Source organism: Deltaproteobacteria bacterium (assembly GCA_016709225.1).
GTDB classification, from domain to species: Bacteria; Myxococcota_A; Polyangia; order Nannocystales; family Nannocystaceae; genus Xiheibacterium; species Xiheibacterium phototrophicum.
Map to the genome: position 1 here is coordinate 562,683 of JADJEE010000002.1, position 23,628 is coordinate 586,310.

Below are 23,628 nucleotides of genomic sequence, written 5' to 3' on the forward strand. Positions count from 1 at the left end.
TCTGGGCGGTCTCTGTCTCGGGGAACCGCGTGGACAAGAAGCAATGAAGAAGAAGCTAAAACTCAACAAGGATACGCTGCTGATCCTCGAGGACGGAGCCCTGGTCAGCGTGGCGGGCGGTGCGGTCGTCGCCGGAAGCGCCGCGTGCTCGACGATCTGCAGCGTCTTCGGTTGCGACCCGGACCCAGACTCGACCGTCTGCCCCGGAACCGGCCAGTGCCCATCGAGGGGCGCCCAGTGCCCGAACGACACCGGATCGGCGTGCCCGCAGGGCCCAACCCTCTACGGGTGTCCGGCGCCGCAGTAAGCACTCCCTGAGGCGGCTCACCTTGCTCGTGGGAAGGACGTTCGGATCCTTCCCACGAGTCTATCGAGCGGACGATGGAGACGATACGAGACACCACATCCCTCGCGAGCCTGCGTCAGCAACTGCTGAGCATCGCGGGGCATGTGGGGAGCGCCCGAGACCTCGAAGAGATCGCCCGAGGCCTCACAGCTGCGGTCGCTGCCTTGCTCCCCGCTTGTCGCGCATACTGCGTCTTCTATGATTCGGGGTCGAGAACCCTCTGGCATGAAGACACGTCCGCATGCCAGTGGGATGCCAGCAATGGCGTCATCGGCCACGCCGCACGGCACGGCTGGACGTTGCATCTCGACTCCGCGTCAGAGCACCCAGCATTCGAGTGCACGGTCGACGATCCCGATCGCATCGGCCCTGCGCGCATGCTCGTCCAGCCGCTCGCGAGCTCGGACGGCGAACCGCACGCCCTCCTCGTAGCGATTCGTCCGAAAGAAGGCAATCCGTTCGACGCTCGCGAGCGAGCGTGGTTAGAACTACTAAGTTCGTTCGTAGCACCAATGCTCTCGCACGTTGCGTCACGCCAAGCGGAGGCGATCGTCGACGAAGCCACGCCGCTCTCACCATTTCGTGACGAGGCCCTCGCAAACCACAACGCAGGTCTCACACGCGGCGACCTGGTCCGCGTGACGCCGCGATGGATAGCGCCTGCGGGGTGGCTCGTCGTGACCCTGCTGATTCTCGCCCCACTGCTGTTCGCGCTCGCCGAGGTCGATCAATACAGCACTGGCATCGGCATCGTTCGCGCGGGCGACCGAGTATCGCTCGTCTGCCGCGAGTCGGGCACACTCGAGGAGGTACTCGTCGGTCCAGGTGACCACGTTGCGGACGGACAAGTACTCGCCCGCCTCGACGCGCGCGACGCTCGAGCTGATCGCGATCGCCTGGACGAGGAGTTCCATGCCCAGCTCCGCAAGCGGATGCGCGACCCCTCCGACGAGGGCGCAGGTCATGGGGTGCTCAGTCTGCGGGGACAGCTCGAGGTCGCGGTATCGCGTGTTCGCCAGCGTGAGATCCGAGCGCCGCACGCAGGGTTCGTCGCCGATGTTCGTGGCCGCCCAGGCCAGCCATGCCGGCCAGGCGACACGGTGGTCACGATGAGCCGCCCGGCGGAACAGATGGAGCTGCTCGCGCTGCTCCCGGGCGACGATCGACCGCAGCTGGCCGAGGGTGCCATGCTCCGCTTCGAGCTCCCCGGGTATCGCCACGAGTATCAGTGGTTTCGGATCACCGAGGTCGGCGATGGTGTCATTGGGCCGACCGAGGCTTCGCGACTCCTCGGTCCCGAAGTTGGTGATCTCGCGCCGCAAGAGGGCCCCCGGGTCGTCGTGAGGGCTGTGATCCCGGAGGCGACGTTCGACGCCGACGGAGTGTCCTACGCGTACCACGATGGGATGTACGGACATGCCGAGGTTCGCCTCCGCCGCGAGCCCTTGGTCAACCTACTGCTACCGGGCTGGAGAGGTCGATGAACATCATGCAAGCCGACATGATCGTCGCCCGCTTCGGTCGCCTTCTTGCTCGCCTCTCGGTACGGCGGACGCATCGGATTCCGTTCGTCCAACAGATGGAGGTGGCCGACTGTGGGGTGGCGTGCCTGGCCATGGTGCTGCGGCACTACGGCAGCCATGTCGAACTACGGCAGATCCGCGAACGCCTCCGTACCACGACGCACGGCACGAACGCGCGGTCGCTGATTGAGGTCGCACGAAGCTTCGGATTGCGCGGGCGGTGCGTGAGCCTCGAGATGGAGGGTCTCGAACTGCTGCCCCCTGGCGCCGTGCTGCACTGGGGCTTCTCTCACTTCTTTGTATTCGAGCGTCTGACCCGTGCCGCGATTCACGTCGTCGACCCCGCGATGGGCCGTCGAAGCATTCCGCTGGACCAGGTGCGCCGCTCCTTCACCGGCGTCGCGTTGATCTTCGAACGTGATGACGGCTTCGTCCCCGCGGCCTCGGGCCGCAGTGCACTGTGGAACTACTTCCGACAGCTCGCGGCTCAACGTAGCCTCATCGCGCGGGTGCTGTCGATCTCCGCGGCCCTTCGCGTCTTCGCGCTTGCGCTGCCACTCTTGACCGCGGTGATCGTAGATCGCGTGGTTCCTCGCGGCGACTCCCATCTGCTGCTGCTCGTATGCCTGGGGCTCGGGACCATGCTGGCGTTCCAGCTGTTGTGCGGTCTCATCCGCGAGCATCTACTGCTGCAGCTCCGAACCACCCTCGACCTCAAGCTCACGCTGGGGTTCCTCGATCATCTCGTATCGCTGCCCTATGGGTACTTTCAACGCCGGACCGCGGGCGACCTGATGCTGCGCGTGGGCAGCAATGCGGTCATCCGCGAGACCCTCGCATCGACCACACTGTCGACGCTGCTCGATGGGGCGTTCGCGATCGCATATCTCGGCTTGATATTTGCACTGCACACGGCACTCGGCGTCGCAACGCTCGCCTTGGGCACGGCGCAGGCGGCGATATTCCTCGTCGGTCGACGTCGCGTAGTCCAGCTCTCGCGCGAGACCATCGACGCGCGAAGCCGCGTGCAAGGGGAACTCGTGCAACTGCTCGCCGGAATCGAGACCCTCAAGCTCTGCGGCGCGGAGGCGCGCGCCGTCGATCGCTGGGCCGACTTCTACGTCGACGACATCAACGCGACACTGCGGCAAGGCCGTCTGGGCGCAGTCCTCGGCGGGATCACGGGCCTCGTTGGCACGATCGCGCCGTTGACGGTCCTGGTGCTCGGTGCCGTCGCCGTGGTCCGAGGCGAACTGTCACTGGGAACCATGCTGGCCGTCAACGCATTGGCCGGAGGCTTCATGGGGCCACTGCTCTCACTGGTCACTGCTGGATTTGCGGTTCAGCAGTTGAGTGGCCACATCGAACGCATCGACGACGTGCTTTCCGAGCCGCGCGAAGAGGTCAGACAGCGTCGCTTCACGGCGGCACCGAAAGGTCGGATCGAGCTCGATCGGGTCCGGTTTCGCTATGACCCGGAATCACCCGACGCGCTTCGCGACGTATCACTGACGATCGAGGCAGGGTCGACGGTCGCGATCGTCGGCCGCTCTGGATCCGGCAAGTCGACGCTCGTTGCCATGCTCCTGGGTCTGCGCAGACCGAGTTCGGGAAGCGTATCGTGCGACGGCATCGATCTGCACGATCTCGATCCCGCGAACCGGAAGCTCCTACTCGGCGTGGTCCCTCAGCATCCGTTCATATTCGGGCGGTCGGTCCGAGAGAACATCGCACTGCTGGACGAGCAGGTGTCTCTGGAGGAAGTGATGGAAGCTGCACGAAAGGCCCGGATCCACGACGACATCATGCAGATGCCCATGGGCTACAACACCATCATTGCGGAGGGCGGCGCATCCTTGTCGGGGGGTCAGCGCCAGCGGATTGCGCTCGCCAGGGCGCTCGTGCACCACCCGCCCATCATCGTGCTCGACGAGGCGACCAGCTCGGTCGACAACGTCGTCGAGCGCGAGATGATGGACAACATGGCGGAGCTCAGCTGTACGCGGATCATCGTGGCGCACCGCCTGAGCACGGTCTCGTTCGCCCAACAGATCGTGGTGCTCGACCGCGGCGAGATCGTCGAGCGGGGGACGCACGAAGAACTCACGGCGCTTGGCGGCATCTACTACGCGCTCGCCGCCGGGCAGGGACGCAATGCGTGAGCGACTGCTCAGGATGGTGCTCGTCGCGGCGGCGATGGGGCCAGGAAGCTGTGGCTCGAGTCACGCCGATCAAGAGCGCGCCCAAAGCGTGCCCACGACCCGCACTTCACCGCCGGAAGTCCACTCGGACGATCGCGAGCGGCACCCGGGGGTGGCCCTCAGCGCTCGCCACTTCGAGCTGCGAGCGCCCATGTCCTCGAGAATCGCGGGCATACCGGTCGAGCATGGGGATCTCGTGGGCGAAGGTGACGTGCTTGCGATCCTCGACAGCGAGGATGGTCGAGCAGAGCTGGAGGTCGTCCAGGCGGAGCTCCGGGCGCAGCAGCGTGCCGGCGTGTCGGCCCGCGCGGCATGGCGGGTCGCGCGACGTCGGCAAGCAACGCTCGAGAGGCTCCGCGGCGACGGCTACGCCCCGGCGGAGACGGTCGAGAGCGCCGAACTGGCCGCCGAGCACGCCGCCGCAGAAGTGGATGGTCTCGAGGCCGGGATCCAGGGGCTGCGTGCACGGCTCGCCCGACTGCGTGCGGTCGTCGACGAACACCAGCTGCGCTCACCCATGGCCGGTGTCGTCGCCGAGCGTCTCGTCGACGTCGGCGCCTTCGTCGCTCCTGCGACCACGATCCTCCGCGTGGTCTCCGAGCACGCTGATCTGGTGCGTTTCGCCGTCGACCCCGAGGATCGCGGAGCATGGACGCGCGGCCGGAGGGTCGACGTCTGGTCGACCGCGTCCGCCCGCCTCACGGGGGCCGTCGTGCAGTCGATCTCCTCCGAAGTCGATCCAGCGACGAACCTCCTGTTCGTCGACGCCACGGTCGAGGACACCAACACGCTGCCCGTCGGCTTGGCCGTATGGGTGATCCCCGCAGGAGTCGACCCATGACCACGCGAGTCGCCGAAGCCCGCTCCCAGAATCACGCGCCGACCGAACACAGCGAATCACAATCCATCCACGTGACGCGTTTCGTCGTACGCACGCCGCTGTTGCCCGTCGACGCATTCATACGTTGGGGCAGAGATCTCCGGTCCGCGACGACCTGCAGTGACACCTGCGCTCTGGAGTCGGCGGTCGAGCACGACCGTAGGCTACTCAGAGATCGCCTCGGCGAGATGTTGGCGGACCCGAAGATCCTCGAAGCGATCTACCTGGCCGCCCCCGGGATGATCGATGGCATCGAGCGCTGGCGGAACAGCCCCGAGAGCAAGACCGGCCAGGACGTCGAGCGCTCCCTGGTCCGCTACATGACGCGGATGAGCTGCCGAGCGACGCCGTTCGGCTTGTTCTCGGGACTATCGCTGGGAAGCATCGGTACCGATGTACGCGCGGATCTGGGCCCGATTGGTGCAGCTCGTCGTCGCGTCGACTTCGACGCCGACACATTGTACGCGGTCGCAACGGCCTGCTCGGGTGCGCCCGAGTTCTGGCTGCGGGGGCTGCTGTTTCCCAACACATCGCTCGCGCGACGCAACGACACATTCCACTACACCGAGTCTCTTCGTACCGAAGCCGGCATTTCATACCGGCTGGTGAGTGTGCCAGTGACCGACGCGCTCTTGCGCGTCCTCGAGCGCGCAGAGTTTGGAGCATCCGCGGCCGAACTCGTGGAGGCGGTCCACGAGGCCGAGCCGGACGTCGAGCCATCGGAGGTGCATGAATTTCTTCGTGAGCTCGTGGACAACGACCTGCTTCAGTCCGAACTCAGACCCTCCGTGACCGGAGTTCGTCCAGCCCTCGCCATGATCGACTCGCTGCGAAAGTGTCAGCACCCCGCAGCGTCGGTGCTGAGCGCGGCCGAGACCAACCTTCGTGCGATGGATGACCGCGAGCTCGGGGTTCCGTTGACGGCATACGAGGCGACGGTGGCCGAGTTGCGCGAGCTCCACGGCAACCAACACAAGCACTGCTTCCACGCGCAGCTGCACAAGCACGGCGATGAACTCCAACTGGACCGCGCGACCATCGATCTCGTCGTGCGCACGGCAGAAACCCTTCTCCAGATCGTGCCGAAACAGGAGCAGCTGGGCCCGTTCAAGGAGGCGTTCGTCGAACGTTGGGGCGACGCGGAACGCTGGGTAGCCCTGAGCGACGTGCTCGACGAGGAACGCGGGATCGGGTTCGGCGCGGTCGGGAGGGACGCATCACCGCTGCTCTCGGGGATTCCCATTGCGAACACGCTCCGAACGATTGGGGCTGGCTCCTCGGTCGACCCGATGCGGCTGGCGCTGTGGCAGCGCGCCATCGAACAGGACGAGCACGAGATCGCGCTCGACCGCGACGAGCTCTGGTCCATGGCAGGAGCGCCGCATTCACCGCAACCCCAGCGGCGCCAGGCACTGGCCGTTGGCTTCTCGCTGGCCCGGCGGGCGAGCGACGGCGGGGTCGAGGTCGTCTACCACAATGCGGCCGGCCCTTCCGGAGCGCGCGTCCTGGGCCGTTTCGCGCACGGGCACCCCGAGATCGACGCGCTGGTTCGCGACCACATCGCTGCCGAAGAGGCCGAGGACTCCGAGGTGGTGTTCGCCGAGATCGCTCACGTTCCCGAGGGAAAGGTCGCAAACGTGATTGTTCGGCCGGTCTTTCGTCGCTTCGAGATCCCCTGCCTCGGGCGCAGTGGCGTGAGTCCCGAGTACCAGCTTCCGCTCGCCGATCTCGAGGTGTGCGTCGCCGGCAATCGGGTCCACCTTCGTTCACGTAGGCTCGGCAAGTTCGTCATCCCACGCCTCACATCTGCACATAACTACGTCTCCTCCGAGATCTCGGCATACCGCTTCTTGACGGCGCTTCAGTTCCAGGATCTCGGGGTGTCCGCAGCCTGGTCGTGGGGACGCCTGGTCGACGTTGCGAGGTTCCTACCAAGAGTCCGCATCGACACGGTGGTGGTGTCCACTGCGCAGTGGCGGCTCGATCATGGCGAACTCGTGGATCTTCGGGCAGCCCGATCTCCGGCGGCCCGGGTCGCGGCGGCATGCCAACTCCGGGACGCGCGGCGGCTGCCGCGATACCTGCAGTACGGCACCGGCGATCAACTGAGCGTGCTCGATCTCGAGAACTCGCTCAGCATCGATGCATTCGCCCATGGCATCTCGAAGATCGGTCCAATCGCGCTGCACGAGTGGTATCCAGGTCCGGACGAGCAGTTTGTGCGGGGGCCCGAAGGGAGGTACGAGGCCGAGTACTTCGTCCCGATCGTTCGGATTCCGCGCGCTCGCCCGAAGCCGACGATCGTGCCCCCCGCGCAGTCGTGCCCCCAGACCACGTTCGGACCGGGATCCTCGTGGTTGTACCTCAAGCTCTACGGCGGATTCGCCTCGACGGAGCATGCGCTCGTGACGGAACTGGCTCCCCTGCTCGACGAATACCAGACCCGGGGACTAATTGAGCGATGGTTCTTCATTCGGTATGCAGACCCCAGGCGGCACATCCGACTGCGCGTTCAAGGCGATCCGCAGGTTCTTCACAGCCGCATCGAGCCCGACCTGCTAGCACGGGTGGATCGGCTACGGGCGTGCGGGTCGTTCTGGAGGGTAGAGCTCGCGACCTACGATCGCGAAGCGCAGCGCTACGGGGGTGCCGCAGGGATCCGCATTGCCGAGCAGATCTTCGGCGTCGACAGTCGTGCATGCGGTCGAGTGCTGCGACTCGTGGCAGGCGATCACGAGGCGCGGTGGGGGGTCACACTGTTGGGAATGCACGATATCCTCTGCGCCACGGGGCTCGACCACGAGCGACGGACGCAGCTCGTAGCTCGGGTCTCCGAAGGCCGATTGACGAGCATCGATCCGCGATCGGTATCGGCCAAGCCGATCGCTCGGCGCTACCGCGAACTTCGCGCACGCGTCGAGCGCTGGCTCGGGCCCGACGTGCCCCCGGCCATCGCGGAGGTCATGGGCGAGCGCGCACGTGCACTCGTACCGCTGGCCGCCGAGCTTCTCGAGCTCGACCATCGCGCGGGGCTCACGCGACCGCTCGACACGATCGTCGGTGACCTGCTCCACATGCACGCGAACCGCATGCTGCGAGCCGACGCAAACATGCAAGAGTGCATTCTCTACGAGTTCCTTCGGCGAACCTACCGCTCGATGGCCGCCCGCGACCGCGCCGACGGAAGCACAACTGCGAGAACGCCGGATCGGTGAACCTCATGCTGCTCGCGACGCTGAAAGAACTCGGAGCCGAACTCGAGACCACTTGGGCGAGGGTACGTCACCAGGAAACCTTCACATCGATGGCCTATCGGATCCTCGCTTCCGCGAGCCTGCCGCCGTTCTCGTGGCACGAGGTCGAGCAGTATGCGATGCGCACGGGGAACCACTCGGAGTTCGGTGACCTCAATCTGATGGCGTACCGCTCCGAGGACTTCTGGGTCGAGGTCCTGGTCTGGGGTTCGGGCTCGCCAGACATCCACAGTCACTCCTTTTCCGGGGCGTTTCGTGTGGTCGCGGGTGGCAGCGTGCACGCCGCCTACTCCGTGGACCGGGTCCACTGGTCGTCGTCTCGACTCGTGGTCGGCGAGATCGCCTTTCGCGGACTCTCGGTGCTGCGCGTCGGCGACACCTATCCCATCGAACCCGGTATCGGCTTCTTGCACGGCCTGTACCACTGGCATCATCCTTCGGTCACGGTCGTGGTCCGCACGAAGCGCGACGCAGATCATCCGTACCAATTCGGCCTATCGAATCCGATCGCTTCGCCCCAGATCCTCACGACCGGTGCCGAGGTCGCCACGGACCCGCAGTTGCGAGGTTTTCGGAGCTTGGCCCGCTTGCGACCGTGGCCAGAGGTCGAGCGCGTGTTGCTCGAGGCCATCGACGAGCTGCCGACGTGGCGACTGTGGGCAGTCTACGTGGAGTTCGGATCGAGGCTGGGCGTCGCGGCGCGGCAGGCGGTACTCGAGGCGTTGCCGGTGGTGCTGGTCGAGACTCAGACGGCAGTTCGGCCGCGCAGTCTCCTGCGCCAGGCCCGGAGCTTGCTTCGCACGGATCTCTCGCGGATCGCGGCCGGGATGAGCCTGCTGGCGCCGAGTCGTGCTCACCTGCTCGTCGCGCTCGAGCAGGCCTTCCCCGGCGAAGACCCAGCGGCCGTGTTCACGCGCGGCGCGGTCGATTTGTTCGGTGCGCTGATGTCAGGGGAGGATGGCGAGTGCCTCGCGGAGGTACTCGTCCAAGATGTGCTTGCGGGTCGCGGCCTCGAACATTCGCTCGAGACGCTGCGAGAGGCGTTCGCCGACGACTCGATCGCCGACCACGAACAACACATCCGAGCCTGTCGAGACGTCGTGCTCGCTCATCTGGGGAGGTTTGCGGCACCCACGGCCCACCCACACGCGGCGCCGAAGCAGGTCTCGGGGCCGGAGGGAGCGAGGAGCCCCCCATGAGGGTCCTCGCGACGTACGGGAGTTCGATGCAATCGCCTGCGGTGTGGCGCGGCGCGTCGAGCACCTCGCACGTCACGTTGCCGAGCGCATGATCCCCTGACTGGCGGGCGTGGTGGTCCGGCTGAACCTGGGCGCGTCTGGCCCGGGCTCGGTGCATCCGGCCGGGCAGGCAGCGAGCGAGAGGGCGAACCACTTCGAGAACGAGAACGACTGGATGGGTGTGACCATGCACGCCGGCGACCGCCTGATGGGCACCCTGCCCGAGGTCGGCGACGTGGAGACCTCGCCGACCTGCCGCAATCTCGACGATCGCTGACGCGTCGCGGCCGGTTGTCACCCGCGGGCCCGCAACGCCGCCGGCTTACAGTAGGCTTCGGCCCGCGATGCACTCCTCGTGGTCCGATGCCGATGCGCAGGCGATGATCGACCGCTTCGGCGGCGCGCCCCTCTCCAACGACGACGTCGCGCTGCGCGTGTACACCTCGCGGCTGATCGGTCGCGAGCCCGCGCTGGTGCTGCACGGCGGCGGCAACACCTCCGTGAAGACCACGCTGGTCGACGACACGGGCACCGCGGTGCGCGTGCTGTGCGTCAAGGGCAGCGGCTGGGACCTCGGCGACATCGAGCCCGCGGGGCTGCCGGCGGTGCGGCTCGAGACCCTCGCCGCGCTGCGGCGGCTGCCGACGCTGTCGGACGAGGACATGGTCAACGCCGCGCGCACGCGCCTGCTCGACGCGTCGGCACCGAACCCCTCGGTCGAGACGCTGCTGCACGCGTTCTTGCCCTACGCGTTCATCGATCACTCCCACGCCGATGCGATCCTCGCGTGGGTCGATCAGGCCGACGCGCCCGCACGCTGCCGCGAGGTCTTCGGCGACGCGCTCGTGATGGTGCCGTACGTCATGCCGGGCTTCGCGCTGGCGAAGCTGGCGGCCGAGATCGCCGAGCGGCACCCCCACGTCCACGGCCTGCTGCTGCAGCAGCACGGGCTGTTCACGTGGGGCGACACCGCACGCGAGAGCTACGAACGACACATCGACGCCGTCGATCGGGCCGAGCGCGCGATCGCGGCGAGCCCCGTGCCCACGCCGGTCGCGACGGCGCGGGCCGATCGCGACTGGACCGCGCTGGCGCCGGTGCTGCGCGGCCGTCTCGGCGCGGGTGACCGCCGCTACGTGCTGACGCTGCGCAGCACGCCGGCCGTCCGACGCTTCGTCGACGACCCCGCGCTCGCGCGACGAGCCTCGCGCGGCCCGGCCACGCCGGACCACGTGCTGCGCACCAAGCCACTGCCGCTCGTGCTCGAGCTCGGCGACGATCCTGCGCGCCACGCCGACGAGACCGACAGTGCGGTCGCCGGCTTCCGCGATCGCTACCGTGCGTACTTCGAGCGTCAGTGCGCGGCCAAGGGCGTCCAGCGGCGCGCACTCGATCCGGATCCCCGCATCGTGCTGATCCCCGGCGTGGGTCTGGTCGGCGTCGGGGCCGACGCGAAGGCAGCCGCGATCGCGGCCGACGTCTACGAGCACACCATCGACGTCATCGAGGCCGCCGATCGCGTGGGCGAGTTCCATGCGCTGCCTGAAGGCGACCTGTTCGACATGGAGTACTGGTCGCTCGAGCAAGCGAAGCTCACCGTGGGTGCGTCGAGCGGCCGCGCGCCGCTGCGCGGACGGGTGGTGATCGTGACCGGCGCGGCGATGGGCATCGGTGCCGCGGTCGCGCGTCGCATGGCGGCCGCCGGCGCGCAGCTGTGGCTGGTCGATCGCGACGCCGAAGCGCTCGCGCGCACGGCCGCGGCGTGCAAGGCCCCGTTCGCGGTGCTCGACGTGACCGACCGCGACGCGGTGCACCGCAGTGTCGCCGCCGCGGTCGCGACCTTCGGCGGCGTCGATGGCCTGGTCAGCAACGCCGGCACCGCGCCGCAGGCCCCGATCGACGCCTGCCCGCCCGAGCTCCTGCAGGGCAGCCTCGCGGTGAACCTGCTCGCGCACCAGTGGTTCGCCGAGGCCGTCACGCGCGCGCTCAAGGCCCAGGGCCGCGGCGGCTTCCTGCTCTTCAACGCCTCGAAGTCGGCGTTCAACCCCGGCCCTGGCTTCGGCCCCTACGCGATCGCCAAGGCGGCCCTGGTCGCGCTCATGAAGCAGTACGCCGTCGAGGGCGGCGCCCATGGCATCCGCGCCAACGCGGTCAATGCCGATCGCGTGCGCACGCACCTGCTCGATCCCGAAGCGTTGGCGGAGCGCGCCCGCGCCCGCGGCCTCGAGCCCGAGGCCTACTGGCGCGCGAACCTGCTGGGCGCCGAGGTCGGCGTCGACGACGTCGCCGACGCAATGCTGGCCCTCGCGCTGGCGGAGCGCACGACCGGCACGGTGCTGCCGGTCGACGGGGGCAACATCGCGGCCGCGCCCCGCTGACGCGGGGGTGTGCCACACTGCCGGGCGTTGGCCCCGCACGCATCGTGCTGGGCCCGCTGTGGTGGCTGCATCGCTGGGACGCCGGCCTCGAGCCGGAGGCATGACGCCGCGCGCACGGCATCGAGCCTCGCGTGCACCCCCGGTGACGCCGGTCCGCAAGACATCAGCAGCGACGCAGCGATCGACAGCACGATCGACATCGGGCCGCCGCTCGCCACCGTGCGGGTGAGGCCGGCGCCTCCGCGTGGCCGGGCTCAACGCCGTGCGGCCAGGGCCGCGTCGACCGCGGCCCACTTCTCCGGCCACGGCGCGTCGCCGTCGAGCTTGCGAATGACGTCGTTCGCGCTCGCCGAGCCGGGCGCGATGATCGTCCGGAGCGGCCGTTGTGCGCGCTCGCGATCGTTGCGCATCGCCTGCTCGAACAACGAGATCGCGTGGGGGTCCTTCTCGAGCACGCGGATGCGCCGCACTTGCTCGGCGATCTCGGGGTGCTCGGGCGGCACGCCGAAGGTTGGGAACAGCGTGGTCCAGTCGCTGAAGCGGTGCTCGTGCGGCTCCGCCGGCGAGTGGCCGAGCAGCGCGCCGATCGGCCACCTCGATCCACACGAGTGGTTCACGTCGGTCCACACGCCGGACCCCACCTCGGCCGCCTACGTCGCGATCGAGCGGATCTATCCGCGTGAAGCGAGGGGGCGGCACACGGATGCGGTCTAGGGCGCCCATGGCTGATGACGATGACGTCGCGCCACGTGCCCCACCCCCGCTCGCGCTCCCGACTCCGGGCCTTGCTCGCCTGTGGACTCACCACGGCGGCCGCGAGCTGCAACGTCGGTGAGCCCGCAGGCGACGAGCTGCCGCCCGGCAGTGAGGCCTCCACCGGATCCGCCACCGGCGGCCCCTCGAGCGGCTCGGGGTCCGGTGATCCCGACTCGAGCGACGGGTCCACCGGCGGCTCGACTGGCGGCTCGACCGGCGGCTCGACCGACGGGTCCACGGGCACCGGCGGCGAGGCGGGCGGTGCGGTCGAGGGAGCGGTCGAGAAGGGTCCCTTCATCATCGGATCGACCCTCGACTTCGCGATGCTCGACGCGACGGGGGCGCCCACCGGGCAGAGCTTCCCCGCGGTCGTCACGGACGACCTCGGGACGTTCGAGGTCGCGTTGCCCGGGGCCTTGGCCTGGTTGCAGGCCCAGGGCTTCGCCTTCGACGAGGTCGTCGGCGACCTCTCGGGGGCCCCCGTGTCGCTCGACGCCCTGGTGGTCGTCGACGCGCCCACGGTGTCGAGCCGCGTCAACGTGCTCACCGACCTCGCGACCGATCGCGCGCGCGCGTTGCTGGGCGCGGGCAGCGAGCCGAGCGAGGCGCTCGCGCAGGCCGGCGAGGAGCTGATCGCCGCCCTGCCGATCGGCGTCGGCTACGACCCCGGCGTGGATTTCTCCGCGATGGCGGTCTTCGGGACGGGCACGGCGGATGACGCCTACCTCCTGGCCGCGAGCGCGATGGTGCTCCAGGCGGCGCACGACGAGGCCGACGGCCCTGACGCGACACCCGAGCTGCAGGCGATGCTCAACGCACTCGCGGTCGATCTCGCGGACGACGGCGCGCTCGAGGCCGGGCGGATCGCCGTTCTCGACGACGCCGCGCGGCGCGTCGATGCGGCGAGCGTACTCGCGAACCTGCAGGCGCGGGCCGACGAGCTCGGCGTCGACTTCGTCGCTCCACCCCTCACCTCGATGCTGGACCTCGACGACGACGGGGTCCCGGACGCCACCGACAACTGCCAGGGCGTGGCCAACCCCGATCAACTCGACAGCGACGGCGACGGCACCGGCGATGCCTGTGCGGCGTGCGACGATCCTTCGCTCGACGACGCCGACCTCGACGGGGTGAACGAGCCCTGCGACAACTGCCCCTTCGCCAACGCCAGCCAGCTCGACGGCGACGGCGACGGCATCGGCAACGCCTGCGACACCTGCCCGATGACCCCCGAGGGGGAGGACGGGGCCTGCTGCGATCCGCGGGCGGCATCGACGTGGTGCCTCGAGCCGGACACCGCGATCCAGAACACCGCGTGCAGCGACGCCCCGGGAGGGTTCCTCTGCAGCGGGCTCACCGACGGCACGCAGAACTACGCCGACAACTGCTTTGGCGGCTGCGGGGGCGGGGGCGCGGCGTGTGTGGTCGCCGGCGCGTTCCCGGTCCACGTGGCGCCGATGTTCTTCGACTGTGCGCCGGGCGACGCGTGCTGCTCGAGGTTCTGCACGGTCGGCGACGACGCCGCGTGTGCGCAGGGCGGCCTCGTCGCGGTGCCGACGTGCCTGCAGTACTTCGCCGACGGCGAGGCGCCACCCGGGCTCGAGGATCTCGGCCTGTGCGTCGACACGACCGCCGGGCCGTGCGCAGCGCCGGGGGCCCACGCCCGCGCGTGCGCGGCCGAGCTCGACTGAACGCGGTACACTGCGGCGACCTGGGGCTCACCGCGACGATGCGACGCTTCGAGGTCGCGCTCTCCGACTCGGATCGCGGGGTGTACGAGGGGCTCGATCTGCGGGTCGCGCAGCACCCGTCCGCGTGCGAGCCGGACCTCGTCGCCCGCGTCCTGGCGCGGGCGCTCGAGCACGGCGAGGGCGCTCGAGTTCTCGCGCGGGCTCGCGGCCGGTGTGGAGCCGGCGCTGTGGCAGCACGACCTGCGCGGCGATCTGCAGGCGTGGATCGACACCTGCGAGTGACGCGGCGGGGCGGCCCGACGAGCACGAGCAGCGCGAGCTCGCCATCGCCGCGGGTGCTGCGAGATCCGCGGCCCGCGTCACGACCGCTGCTGGCATCGACAACGGGGCACTGATGCTGCCCTTGATCCTGACCCTGTCGCTCGCCGCCGAACTCGGTACCCCGCCCGCCCCGCCGCAGCCGCTGCTCGGCGGCGGCGATGCCGAGACCTGCGAGTTCCCCACGGTCGGCCGGTTCACGGCCGGGGCGCTGTTCGGTCAGTCGTGCGCGGCCACGATCATCCATCCTCAAATCGCACTGACCTACTACGAGTGTCCGACCGCCTTCATCGACCCGCTCACCCTCGGCGAGGACGACCAAGGGCCCGAGCTCGCGTTCCTGACCGGACTCGCCGAGGACGACTGCGCCTACGTCGGACTCAACTCCCTGGCGGTCTGCGTGCTGGCCGAGCCGGTCCTCGACCTGCCGCGCACGCCGGTCGTCGCGGGCTGCGAGACCGGGATCCTCGAGCCCGGACGCGAGGTCGTGATCACGGGCTTCGGCGCGGGCGGACCGGATGCCGACGGCACCGATCCGTTCGCCGGTGCCGGCCGCAAGCGCTGGGCGACGGCGAGGATCATCGTGGCGGGGGACCAGAACCTGCGCTTGCAGGCCGATCCGCCACTGGCGGCCTGCGGCAGCCTCGATCTCGGCGCGGGCGTGTACATTCGGTATCCCGATGAATCGTGGCACCTCGCTGGCATCGTCGTCCAGTCGACCGAGTGCAGCGGAGACATCATCGCTCGACGCGTCGACTCGGTGCTGCCCGAGCTCCAGGCGATGGTCGACGGCATCGCCGGATCCGCCGATGTGACGCCGTGCCACGACGGCGAGGGCGCGTGGTCTCCGACGGATGCGTGTGGCGACTTCGCCCTCGACCCGGGCGATGCGGCGCCGAGCTGGGACGACCTCTGCGCCGCGACGCTGCGGTCCGGACCGAGCACCACCTGCGGGCCGGCATTCGGCGACGATGCGGCGACTCCCGGCATCCGGTTCGTGTCGCCATCTGGTGACGTCGAGCTCGTCCCCGGCGAGCGGTTGTCCATCGAGCTCGCGGTCAACCATCCGGTCGTCGAGGTCCGGCTCGAGATCGATGGGGTCGACGCCGGTGCCGGCGATGCGAGCTGGCCGTTCGGGTTCGCGAACGTCGACTTCCCCGTGGGCACGTACGTCGTCGAAGGCGTGGCCGTCGGGCAAGACGGCACGGATCGCAAGAGCACACCGATCGTGGTGACGGTCGGGTCGGGCGACACGAGCACGGGGAGCAGCGACGGGAGCAGCAGTGGGACCAGCGACGGCAGCGCGGACGGAACGCCCACGAGCGAGTCGGGCGGATCGAGCGGCGCGCTCGCAGGATCCGACACCACCGCGGTGGTCGTGCCGTCGGAGGGTGATGGCGGCGGCTGCGGGTGCGCATCGGGCCTCGGATCGCGCGCGTCCCTGGCGTGGTTGCTCGCCATACCGATCGCCCGGCGGCGGCGGCGGTCGACCAAGCCGCAGCGATGACGGCCGAGCCGCGGCGTCACGGGCAGACTTCTTCCACGCAATCCGCCGTGCGCAGACGCGGTCGAGCGGTATGGTCGCCGATGACGTGGCCACCAGGGTCGTCGCAATGGATGTGAAGGATGCCGCGGTCACGACACGGTGATGCGCGCGACGCCGCGCGCGTCGAGCAGCCGCGCTAGACGGGTGCGCTGGTCACCGGCGAACACCAGGTCCTCGCCCTCGACGCCGCCACCGCACCCGAGCTGTCGCTTGAGCTCGCGGCACCACGTCTGTGCATCGGCGGTGGACAGGCCGAGTCGCTCGACCACGGTGGCCTCTTTGCCACCGCGGCCGGCACGCTCGTAGCGCACGATGGCGCGCGCCGGGCCCCTAAGGACCACGGGTTGCGCCGCGGCCTCGGGCACCGCCGGTGCCTCGCCCTCGGGCGCGACGTCGCGGCGATCGGCGAGCGCTGCGAATGGGTTCGACGTCAGCCCCGAGGCGGGTGCCAGGGCGGGCGGAGGGACGCGGCGCTTCGCCATGGACAGGAGTATGTGGCGGGTCGCACCGCCGCGTCTCGCGTATCCTCGCCGCCGTGCTGCGTCCCGCGACCGTTCGTGCGGGATGGCGCGGCGGGGCGATCGATCGCGGCCTAACTGCATGGGTCTTGCCGAGGACGATCCCCGCCCGCCTGCGCCGGGCCGTGCTGTCGCTGACGTGCCTGCTCGTCGGCGCCACGCTCGTGCCGCGGCACGTCGTCGGCCGTGACGCCGAAGCGTGGTTCGCCGACGATCGCGAGACGGCACAGGGCCTCGCGGATGCGGTCGCCGACACCGCCCTCGCGCCCGTCACCGCAGCCTCGTTCCACACCGGCAACGCGCGCTTCGACGGCGAGTGGGCGATGGGCACGCAGCAGATGACGCTGCTCGGCCTGGCGCAGGTCGCCCTCGCCCACCCGGAGCTGCAGGCGCGCTACCGACCGGCGATCGACGCCGCCGCGGCGCGCCTCGTCGATGACGCGACGTTCGCCTTCGCGACCGCGGCGTGGGGTGAGGGGCCCTGGGCGAGCCTCGCTGACGACCGCGGGCACGGCTACCTCGGCTATGTCGCGCTCGCGCTGGGATCGCTGCGCGAGCTCGATCCCGACACGATCCACACCGGAGCGCACGATCGTCTCGTCGACGCGTTGGTGCGCCGCGTCGAGGCCCAGCCGCTCGGAATCGTGCAGACGTACCCGGGCGAGGCGTATCCGTGTGACCTCGCCGCGATCGTCGGGGCCATCGCGCAGCATGGACGGATCACCGGCGTCGATCGCAGCGCCCTCGTGCAGCGCATGGCGTCGATCTACCGCGCGCGGTGGATCGATCCCGACTCGGGCTACCTCGTGCAGTCGCTGGGGCCCGATGGCAGCCCGCTCGACGCGCCGCGGGCCTCGGGCACCGCGCTCGCGGGCTACTTCTGGTCGTTCGCCGATCGAGATCTCGCCGACGACCTCGACCGGGCGGTGCTCGAGGTCGGCGCGGCGTCGCTGTTCGGATTCGGGGGGATCCGCGAGTACGCCCCCGGCCACGCCGGCCACGGCGACATCGACTCGGGGCCCGTGGTGCTCGGCCTGTCGGTTTCGGGCACCGGGTTCTCGATCGCGGCTGCGCGTCGGCGCGGCGACACCGATCGCTTCGTCGAGCTCGTCCGCACCGCGTCGCTGTTCGGCATCCCGGCCGAGCACGACGGCAAGCGCCGCTTCGTCACGGGTGGACCCCTCGGCAACGCAATCCTCCTGACCATGCTGACCGCGAGGCGGCCATGAGCGTGCGTTCGACGACGGCCGTGCGCATTGCGTCGCCCGTGCGCACCACGATCCTGCGTTGCGCCGCGGTGGTGCTCGGGCTCGTCGTCCTGCATGCGCTCCTGATCGACATCGCCGCGCGGACAGACCTCATCGAGCGTCTGCTCGCGCCCGCGGGCGCCGGTGGGGCGCTGCTGCTCGGCGTCGCGCTGCTGGTGCTGCGCGTGGGCCTGCTGTTCGTCGTGCCCGGGGCGGTGCTGCTGCGCGTGATCGAGGCGATCGTCCGCGCGCGTCGCCGCCAAGGGCCGTCGTGGTGACGAGCAGGGCCTGGTAGAACCGCACCGCCGCGTGCGTGGCCCTTCTCGGCGCCGCGTGACGGATGACCGGCGCGCGCGACGATGGCATGCTGCCCGCGATGCCGCGCACGCTCGTCCTCCTGCTCGCGCTCGCCGCGTGCGAGAAGTCCTCGCCGGCGACGACGCCGCCCACGACCACGGACGCCGCGGATCCCCTCGACGAGGCCACGCTGGTGCCGAACACCGAGGCCCAGACCGGCGACGTGACGATCTGCCCGTACAGCGGCCGTCGCTTTCGCGTCGCGGCCGACTCGCCGCGCTGGGACTACGAGGGTAAGACCTACGTGTTCTGCGCCGAGAAGGCGTTGCTCGAGGTCCAGAAGGATCCGGCGAAGTACCTCGCGACGCCGTGAAGGCGCGACGCCGGCGCTGCCCGAGCAGCCGCGATCCATGCGACGATGGGGCGTGTCCCTACGCGCTCGTCATGGTGTCTCGCTCGTCGCCGTCGCCCTGGTCGCCCTCGCGTCGCCCGCCGCACACGCCGAACGCATCTTCGGCCGCGAGGTGACGCCACGTGGGCCGCTCGACGCCGACGAGATCGCAGCGCGTCGCGCCGCGCTGCAGGAGCACCTCGAGACCCAAGACCTGGTGCTCGATGGCGACGTCATCCGCCCCCGCGTGCCGCAGGTGCCGGCGCAGCTGCGCGATCGCGTGCGCGACACCGCCGCGCCGTGGGACGAGCCGCCGCACTACGCGACCATCTATCTGAACTTCTTCGGCGGCACGCTCGGCTCGGGCACCAATGCCGCCGAGATGCAGGCCGGCTGCGTCGGCCCGGTCGACATCGACTACCCGGCGTTCGCGGGCACCAACAGCTCGGCGATGTCGATGGTGCAGGTGTTCCAGGCCGCGATGGAACCGTATGCCGTGCGCATCGCCTACGAGAGCGCGCCACCGGCTCACCTGCCCTACTCGATGGTGATGATGGGCGGCGATCCCACCGACATCGGCATGGACCCCGGCACGCTCGGCGTCTCGTGCAGTTCCGACTGCGGCGACGTGTGGTGGCGCGACACGACCTTCGCGTTCACCGAGGCCTCGAGCAGCGCTTTGACGCTCGGCAACACCGCGCTGCAGGAGGCCGCGCACGCGTTCGGCCTCGACCACATCGATGGCTCGGAGCACATCATGTATCCGTTCGCTTCGGGTGGTCAGAAGATCTGGTCGAGCGCGTGCACGCCGTACAACGACGCGACCGGCGGCATCAGCTGCACCTACGTGCACGATGCGTTCTGCGGTGACGACTCGGGCATGCAGAACGACGACGCCGAGCTGCTGGCCTTCTTCGGGCCCAACGCGCCCGACGTGACCGCACCGGAGGTCACGATCACCGAGCCCGCCGACGGCACCGAGCTGCCCGCGGGGGCCGACGTCGCGGTCGCGGCCGAGGTCACCGATGACCACGAGGGCGCGGGCTGGCGGCTGGTGGTGACGCCCGAGGGCGCCGATCCGCTGATCTCCAACGCCTACCAGTTCGAGACCAGCTGGCAGCTCGCCGATCTCCCGCAGGGCACCTACGTGATCCGCGTCGAGGCGATCGATCACGACCGCAACGAGGGTGCGGACGAGGTCACGATCTACGTCGGCACCGACGCGCCCGCCGACAGCACCGCCAGCGGTGGCGGCTCGGCGTCGTCGTCCGGCGGCGGCAGTGGCGAGAGCGGTGACGACCCCACCGGCGACGATGGCACCGGCGGCGGCACACCGCAGACCGGCGACGACGATGGCGGCTGCGCGTGCACCGTGCGAACCACCGCCCGCGACGTGGCCCCGCTGGCGCTGCTCGGGACCGTGCTCCTCGTGGGTCGGCGACGACGCGTCGCCTGACGTCACTCGAAGCGGGCGGGTCGGCGCGCGAGCGCGGGCCGCCCCGGCGTGGCCGCGGGAACCAACACCGGTGCCGCGTCCACAGCTCGATCATGGCCTCCCGTTGCCTGTCCACGATCGCACTGAGCCTGCTCGCCGGCTGCGGCGACCCGAACGCGAACGACAGTGCGACCAGGCCCGGCGACACGGCGCCCGCCGACGGCACCGGCACCGGCACCGACCCAGGTGATTCGTCCGGCGACGCCGCGGACACGACCGCCAGCGTCGACACCGGCAGCACCACCGGGGTCGGCACCGACTTCGATCCACAGTTCGTCATCGAGCAGGCCAACACCGCGATCGCCAACACGCCGGGCCTGGCGGTCGCGGTCGTCTACCAGGGCGAGGTCGTGTTCGCCGAGGGTTTCGGGGTCGCCGACGACGCGGGCAACGCCGTCGCCACCGACACCCTGTTCAACCTCGCATCGTGCTCGAAGATCGTCACCGCGATGACCGTGCTCTCGCTGCGCGACGAGGGCGCGCTCACGCTCGACACACCGGTGCCGCAGATCGTCCCCAGCTTCGCGCTGCGCACCGGCTTCGACCCCGCCAGCATCACGATCCGCCATCTTCTGACGCACACCTCGGGGATCGGCGACTGGCCGACCGAGCCGTTCGTCGAGGTCGACGGGCTACTCGACTCCTTCGTGAGCAACGGCAACCAGCCGCTGTGGGCCGAGCCCGGCGCGGTGTGGAACTACTCCAACCGCGGCTTCACCCTCGCGGGCCTCGTGGCTGCGAGCGCCGATGGTGGCAGCTTCGCCGGCGCGGTCGCGAGCCGCGTCCTGACCCCGCTCGGCATGCCGCATGCGACCATGGATGCGTCGATCGCCGCCACGCGGACGTTCGCGCGCGGCCACGCCCAGGGCCAAGGCTGGGTCGGGCCGCTGTTGCTCGCCGGCGAGTCGCTGCAACCATCCGCCGGTCTGTGGGCCAGTGCCGAGGATCTCGGACCGCTGGTGCGCGCGCTCGCCACCGGTCACGCCGACGGCATCGCCGACGGCACCTTGGCCGAGATGGCCTCGCCGCAAGCACCGACGCTCGAGTGGCCCGGTGCGCACTACGGCTACGGTCTCTTCGTCGACGAGGGCGCCGCGCCAGTGCTGGTCTCGCACGGCGGATCGATCTCGGGCTACCTGACCGACATCCAGGTGGTGCCCGAGCTCGGCTTCGGCGTCGCGGTCACGACCAACGGCGACACCTGGAATCCCGGCGAGATGACCTACGCCATCGTCGACCACTACGCCGGACCGATCGAGTTCCCCGCCGTCGATCCCACGCCGCTCACGCTCGGCTCGATCCCCGGCGCCTGGTACGACCAGTGGCAGCTGGGACACATCACCATCACCGACACGGGCAGCGGACTGGAGATCGCGTTCACCGACTTCGGCAAGACCTTCCCACTCGAGCGGTACTCCGAAGTGGCCTTCTCGACGACGCATCCGCAGGACGGCGTGCAGTTCGAGATCGTGGTGTGGCCCGACGCCGAGGGCAACGCGCGCTGGCTGGTCAGCCGCGCCGGCGTGGCGGCAAAGCTCTGAGCCGGCGGCCTCGTGGCCCTGCGACGGCGCGTCGCCTGTCGTCACTCGAAGCGCGCAGGTCGGCTCGCGAGCGCGGCGATCTCGGCCGCGCTGGGCCGCGCCGAGGCCACACAGCCGCCCAGGCCCTTGGTCTGCTGCGACATCACCGGCGCCGGCCGACGCTTGGCCTTGCACGGGCGATGGTCGAAGCCCAGCAGGTGTCCGACCTCATGGTTGATCACGTAGGTCCGATACTCGTCGAGCTTGCCGCGGTAGCCGGCCGCGCCGTGCAACCATCGACGGGCGTTGATCACCGCACGGCCCTTGCGACCGCACGAGAACGTGCCGCCCGTGCGCAGCGGAGCGCACAGCGCATCGGTCGTCTTCGGCTGGGCCAACACCACCGTGATGTCCCAGTCCGTCTCGACCACCGCGAACGACAACCCCGCGGCCGGCCAGCCGTCGGCGTCGGCGAGCGTCGCCGCCACCGTGTCGGCGAATGCGTCGGCGAGCTCCGCGTAGCGCGGCTCGACCAACACCCGCACGCGCACCGCGGAGTCCTGCGCCTCGTCCCGCGCCGACAGCTGCAGGAACTCGGTCTCCTCCAGCTCGACCGGCGCGTGGCGCCGCGCCATGTCGAGCGGATCGGGCGGCTCGGGCGGCTCGGGCGGCTCGGGCGTCGCGCCCGCGACCACCAGGTCCAGCCAGAACGACAGGCCGATTGCGACGATGGGCAACATGCTTTCTTTAGAGCCTGACGCCCTGGTGTGCCAGGTTCATTTCGACCGCGCACGTTCCTGGCGAAGATCGTCGCGGGCGGCCACGGAGCCGCTGCTGACGCGACGTCCTCGCGCGCGGTCGCGCCCGCGACGTTTCGTCAGCGGCTGGCCGATGCCGGGCGGCGTCCCTCGCCGCAACTCCTCGTCGTGTGGCACTGGCGCGGTCCTTGCGAAGCGGCAGCGGCCATGGACGCAACCGCCACCCTCCTCGAGTTCCTGCTCCCCGCCCTCATGACGACTTCGGCCGCCGACACCGGCGCGTCCCCGACCCGTGCACCCACCCACGCCGTCGTGCGTGGCGACGACGACGGGCCCCGCACGATCGAGATCGAGATCATCGAGCGCGGCACCGCCAAGAAGCAGCGCACGCGCCTGACCCTGCCCGACAACGGCAAGCTCGAGGCCTTCGTCAGCGGCGGCGACAACCGCCGCGAGTGCCGCGTGCGGACCGAGCACGGCCGCGAGGCCGGGGTCTTCGAGATCCAGCTGCAGTGCCGCGGCGGCGGCGACGACATCATGGTGGAGGCCCGCCCGCGGCTGCGCCCGGGCAAGGCCAGCCGCATTGCGAGCATCGAGCGCGCCGACGGCCGGATCGTGGAGGTCGAGGTCACCGCTCGCTGAGCGGTCGCGCTACCTTTGCCAAGCTTGCCGCGCGCGTCGATCCGAGAACGCCACACGGTGCTGCCGCTCCCGCCGGGCACGGCGCGCCTCGCCGTGGTCGCCGACACGCACGGCAATCCCCATCCGGCGCTGGACGATCGCCTGCGGGAGTACGCGCCGCGGGCGATCCTCCACGCCGGTGACATCGGCGATCCGATCGTGCTCGATCGGCTCGCCGCCCACGCCGAGCTGATCGTGGTGCGCGGCAACATCGACGCCCACCGCGACGAGACCCCCGACGTCGTCGTGCTCGATCTGCAGCGCGACGATGCCCGCGTGCTGCGGGTCCTCCTCGTGCACATCGCCGTCAACGGTCCGCGCCTGCGCGCCGACGTGGTCCGCCTGGCCCGGGCGCGCCGCGCCGATCTCGTGATCTGCGGCCACTCCCACGTGCCGTTCATCGGGCGCGATCAGGGCTTCGCGGTGTTCAACCCCGGCTCGGTGGGACCGCGGCGCTTCCAGCTGCCCATCGTCTTCGGCACCCTCGAGCTCGGCGACACCGGGATCCGCCTGGCCCACGTCGACTGTGCAACCGGCCAGCGGTGGCTACCGCCAGGCCTCGCGGCGTCGTGAACCGACGCGGCGCCACG

At 70.0% G+C, this 23,628-nt stretch carries 21 protein-coding genes; 18 read left to right on the forward strand and 3 right to left on the reverse strand.

The features are described from left to right. The first annotated feature begins 43 nt into the window (after nt 1–43). From IPH07_16625 to IPH07_16660, 8 genes are all read left to right on the forward strand, one after another. The gene (locus tag IPH07_16625) at nt 44–307 is read left to right on the forward strand and encodes a hypothetical protein (protein ID MBK6919021.1); all 264 of its coding nucleotides are present in this window, start codon (nt 44–46) and stop codon (nt 305–307) included. Between the two features lie 74 nt (nt 308–381). Continuing rightward, nucleotides 382–1,830, forward strand: coding sequence for a GAF domain-containing protein (locus tag IPH07_16630; protein MBK6919022.1), 1,449 nt, complete (start codon nt 382–384; stop codon nt 1,828–1,830). Next, nucleotides 1,827–4,031, forward strand: coding sequence for a peptidase domain-containing ABC transporter (locus IPH07_16635; GenBank protein ID MBK6919023.1), 2,205 nt, complete (start codon nt 1,827–1,829; stop codon nt 4,029–4,031). The genes IPH07_16630 and IPH07_16635 overlap by 4 nt, the downstream gene beginning before the upstream one ends. Further along, nucleotides 4,024–4,911: an HlyD family efflux transporter periplasmic adaptor subunit gene (locus IPH07_16640; GenBank protein ID MBK6919024.1), complete on the forward strand. Its 888-nt coding sequence runs from the start codon at nt 4,024–4,026 to the stop codon at nt 4,909–4,911. Before IPH07_16635 ends, IPH07_16640 begins: the two co-directional genes overlap by 8 nt. Beyond that, a complete protein-coding gene (locus tag IPH07_16645) occupies nt 4,908–8,165 on the forward strand; it encodes a lantibiotic dehydratase (GenBank protein ID MBK6919025.1) in 3,258 nt (1,085 codons plus the stop codon). The genes IPH07_16640 and IPH07_16645 overlap by 4 nt, the downstream gene beginning before the upstream one ends. Further along, nucleotides 8,162–9,403 (forward strand): hypothetical protein, encoded by a 1,242-nt coding sequence (locus IPH07_16650; protein MBK6919026.1) that lies wholly within the window; start codon nt 8,162–8,164, stop codon nt 9,401–9,403. Before IPH07_16645 ends, IPH07_16650 begins: the two co-directional genes overlap by 4 nt. Nucleotides 9,404–9,512: 109 nt before the next feature. Next, the gene (locus IPH07_16655) at nt 9,513–9,719 is read left to right on the forward strand and encodes a hypothetical protein (GenBank protein MBK6919027.1); all 207 of its coding nucleotides are present in this window, start codon (nt 9,513–9,515) and stop codon (nt 9,717–9,719) included. A gap of 67 nt (nt 9,720–9,786) precedes the next feature. Next, nucleotides 9,787–11,820, forward strand: coding sequence for a bifunctional aldolase/short-chain dehydrogenase (locus tag IPH07_16660; GenBank protein ID MBK6919028.1), 2,034 nt, complete (start codon nt 9,787–9,789; stop codon nt 11,818–11,820). A 254-nt stretch (nt 11,821–12,074) separates the two neighbouring features. Here IPH07_16660 and IPH07_16665 read toward each other — a convergent pair whose 3' ends face one another. Next, nucleotides 12,075–12,449: a hypothetical protein gene (locus tag IPH07_16665; protein MBK6919029.1), complete on the reverse strand. Its 375-nt coding sequence runs from the start codon at nt 12,447–12,449 to the stop codon at nt 12,075–12,077. A 450-nt stretch (nt 12,450–12,899) separates the two neighbouring features. Between IPH07_16665 and IPH07_16670 the strand changes: the two genes are divergently transcribed. Genes IPH07_16670 through IPH07_16680 form a run of 3 tightly spaced genes read left to right on the forward strand, consistent with a single transcriptional unit; the run spans nt 12,900 to nt 16,092 of the window. Further along, nucleotides 12,900–14,267 carry a thrombospondin type 3 repeat-containing protein gene (locus IPH07_16670; protein ID MBK6919030.1) on the forward strand — a complete coding sequence of 456 codons (1,368 nt, stop codon included), beginning with the start codon at nt 12,900–12,902 and terminating at the stop codon, nt 14,265–14,267. 38 nt (nt 14,268–14,305) lie between these two features. After that, nucleotides 14,306–14,662, forward strand: coding sequence for a YaeQ family protein (locus tag IPH07_16675; GenBank protein ID MBK6919031.1), 357 nt, complete (start codon nt 14,306–14,308; stop codon nt 14,660–14,662). Then, complete coding sequence (locus IPH07_16680) at nt 14,662–16,092, forward strand: hypothetical protein (protein MBK6919032.1); 1,431 nt, start codon at nt 14,662–14,664, stop codon at nt 16,090–16,092. The genes IPH07_16675 and IPH07_16680 overlap by 1 nt, the downstream gene beginning before the upstream one ends. Before the next feature lie 128 nt (nt 16,093–16,220). Here IPH07_16680 and IPH07_16685 read toward each other — a convergent pair whose 3' ends face one another. Continuing rightward, the gene (locus tag IPH07_16685; GenBank protein ID MBK6919033.1) at nt 16,221–16,613 is read right to left on the reverse strand and encodes a translation initiation factor; all 393 of its coding nucleotides are present in this window, start codon (nt 16,611–16,613) and stop codon (nt 16,221–16,223) included. A 125-nt stretch (nt 16,614–16,738) separates the two neighbouring features. Here IPH07_16685 and IPH07_16690 point away from each other — a divergent pair, with 125 nt between their 5' ends. The 5 genes from IPH07_16690 to IPH07_16710 all read left to right on the forward strand — a co-directional run bounded on the left by IPH07_16690 (nt 16,739) and on the right by IPH07_16710 (nt 21,620). Beyond that, entirely contained in the window at nt 16,739–17,878 is a 1,140-nt protein-coding gene (locus IPH07_16690) for a hypothetical protein (GenBank protein ID MBK6919034.1), read from the forward strand. Next, nucleotides 17,875–18,174, forward strand: a complete 300-nt coding sequence (locus IPH07_16695; protein ID MBK6919035.1) for a hypothetical protein — start codon at nt 17,875–17,877, stop codon at nt 18,172–18,174. Before IPH07_16690 ends, IPH07_16695 begins: the two co-directional genes overlap by 4 nt. Nucleotides 18,175–18,272: 98 nt before the next feature. After that, nucleotides 18,273–18,566: a hypothetical protein gene (locus tag IPH07_16700; protein ID MBK6919036.1), complete on the forward strand. Its 294-nt coding sequence runs from the start codon at nt 18,273–18,275 to the stop codon at nt 18,564–18,566. Nucleotides 18,567–18,618: 52 nt separating this feature from the next. Continuing rightward, the gene (locus IPH07_16705; protein MBK6919037.1) at nt 18,619–20,040 is read left to right on the forward strand and encodes a hypothetical protein; all 1,422 of its coding nucleotides are present in this window, start codon (nt 18,619–18,621) and stop codon (nt 20,038–20,040) included. Nucleotides 20,041–20,132: 92 nt separating this feature from the next. Then, a complete protein-coding gene (locus tag IPH07_16710) occupies nt 20,133–21,620 on the forward strand; it encodes a beta-lactamase family protein (protein ID MBK6919038.1) in 1,488 nt (495 codons plus the stop codon). A 41-nt stretch (nt 21,621–21,661) separates the two neighbouring features. On the opposite strand, the gene IPH07_16715 is transcribed toward IPH07_16710, so the two are convergent. Beyond that, nucleotides 21,662–22,339, reverse strand: coding sequence for a DUF3152 domain-containing protein (locus tag IPH07_16715; protein ID MBK6919039.1), 678 nt, complete (start codon nt 22,337–22,339; stop codon nt 21,662–21,664). A gap of 225 nt (nt 22,340–22,564) precedes the next feature. Here IPH07_16715 and IPH07_16720 point away from each other — a divergent pair, with 225 nt between their 5' ends. Continuing rightward, the gene (locus IPH07_16720; protein MBK6919040.1) at nt 22,565–22,999 is read left to right on the forward strand and encodes a hypothetical protein; all 435 of its coding nucleotides are present in this window, start codon (nt 22,565–22,567) and stop codon (nt 22,997–22,999) included. 15 nt (nt 23,000–23,014) lie between these two features. Beyond that, nucleotides 23,015–23,611: a metallophosphoesterase family protein gene (locus IPH07_16725; protein ID MBK6919041.1), complete on the forward strand. Its 597-nt coding sequence runs from the start codon at nt 23,015–23,017 to the stop codon at nt 23,609–23,611. The last annotated feature ends 17 nt before the right edge of the window (nt 23,612–23,628 follow it).

Excerpts from the sequence above, each read along its gene's own strand:
- IPH07_16625 (MBK6919021.1), top strand. The coding sequence starts at position 44 with ATGAAGAAGAAGCTAAAACTCAACAAGGATACGCTGCTGATCCTCGAG.
- IPH07_16630 (MBK6919022.1), top strand. The coding sequence starts at position 382 with ATGGAGACGATACGAGACACCACATCCCTCGCGAGCCTGCGTCAGCAA.
- IPH07_16635 (MBK6919023.1), top strand. The coding sequence starts at position 1,827 with ATGAACATCATGCAAGCCGACATGATCGTCGCCCGCTTCGGTCGCCTT.
- IPH07_16640 (MBK6919024.1), top strand. The coding sequence starts at position 4,024 with ATGCGTGAGCGACTGCTCAGGATGGTGCTCGTCGCGGCGGCGATGGGG.
- IPH07_16645 (MBK6919025.1), top strand. The coding sequence starts at position 4,908 with ATGACCACGCGAGTCGCCGAAGCCCGCTCCCAGAATCACGCGCCGACC.
- IPH07_16660 (MBK6919028.1), top strand. The coding sequence starts at position 9,787 with ATGCACTCCTCGTGGTCCGATGCCGATGCGCAGGCGATGATCGACCGC.
- IPH07_16670 (MBK6919030.1), top strand. The coding sequence starts at position 12,900 with ATGCTCGACGCGACGGGGGCGCCCACCGGGCAGAGCTTCCCCGCGGTC.
- IPH07_16675 (MBK6919031.1), top strand. The coding sequence starts at position 14,306 with ATGCGACGCTTCGAGGTCGCGCTCTCCGACTCGGATCGCGGGGTGTAC.
- IPH07_16680 (MBK6919032.1), top strand. The coding sequence starts at position 14,662 with ATGCTGCCCTTGATCCTGACCCTGTCGCTCGCCGCCGAACTCGGTACC.
- IPH07_16685 (MBK6919033.1), bottom strand. The coding sequence starts at position 16,613 with ATGGCGAAGCGCCGCGTCCCTCCGCCCGCCCTGGCACCCGCCTCGGGG.
- IPH07_16695 (MBK6919035.1), top strand. The coding sequence starts at position 17,875 with ATGAGCGTGCGTTCGACGACGGCCGTGCGCATTGCGTCGCCCGTGCGC.
- IPH07_16700 (MBK6919036.1), top strand. The coding sequence starts at position 18,273 with ATGCCGCGCACGCTCGTCCTCCTGCTCGCGCTCGCCGCGTGCGAGAAG.
- IPH07_16710 (MBK6919038.1), top strand. The coding sequence starts at position 20,133 with ATGGCCTCCCGTTGCCTGTCCACGATCGCACTGAGCCTGCTCGCCGGC.
- IPH07_16715 (MBK6919039.1), bottom strand. The coding sequence starts at position 22,339 with ATGTTGCCCATCGTCGCAATCGGCCTGTCGTTCTGGCTGGACCTGGTG.
- IPH07_16720 (MBK6919040.1), top strand. The coding sequence starts at position 22,565 with ATGGACGCAACCGCCACCCTCCTCGAGTTCCTGCTCCCCGCCCTCATG.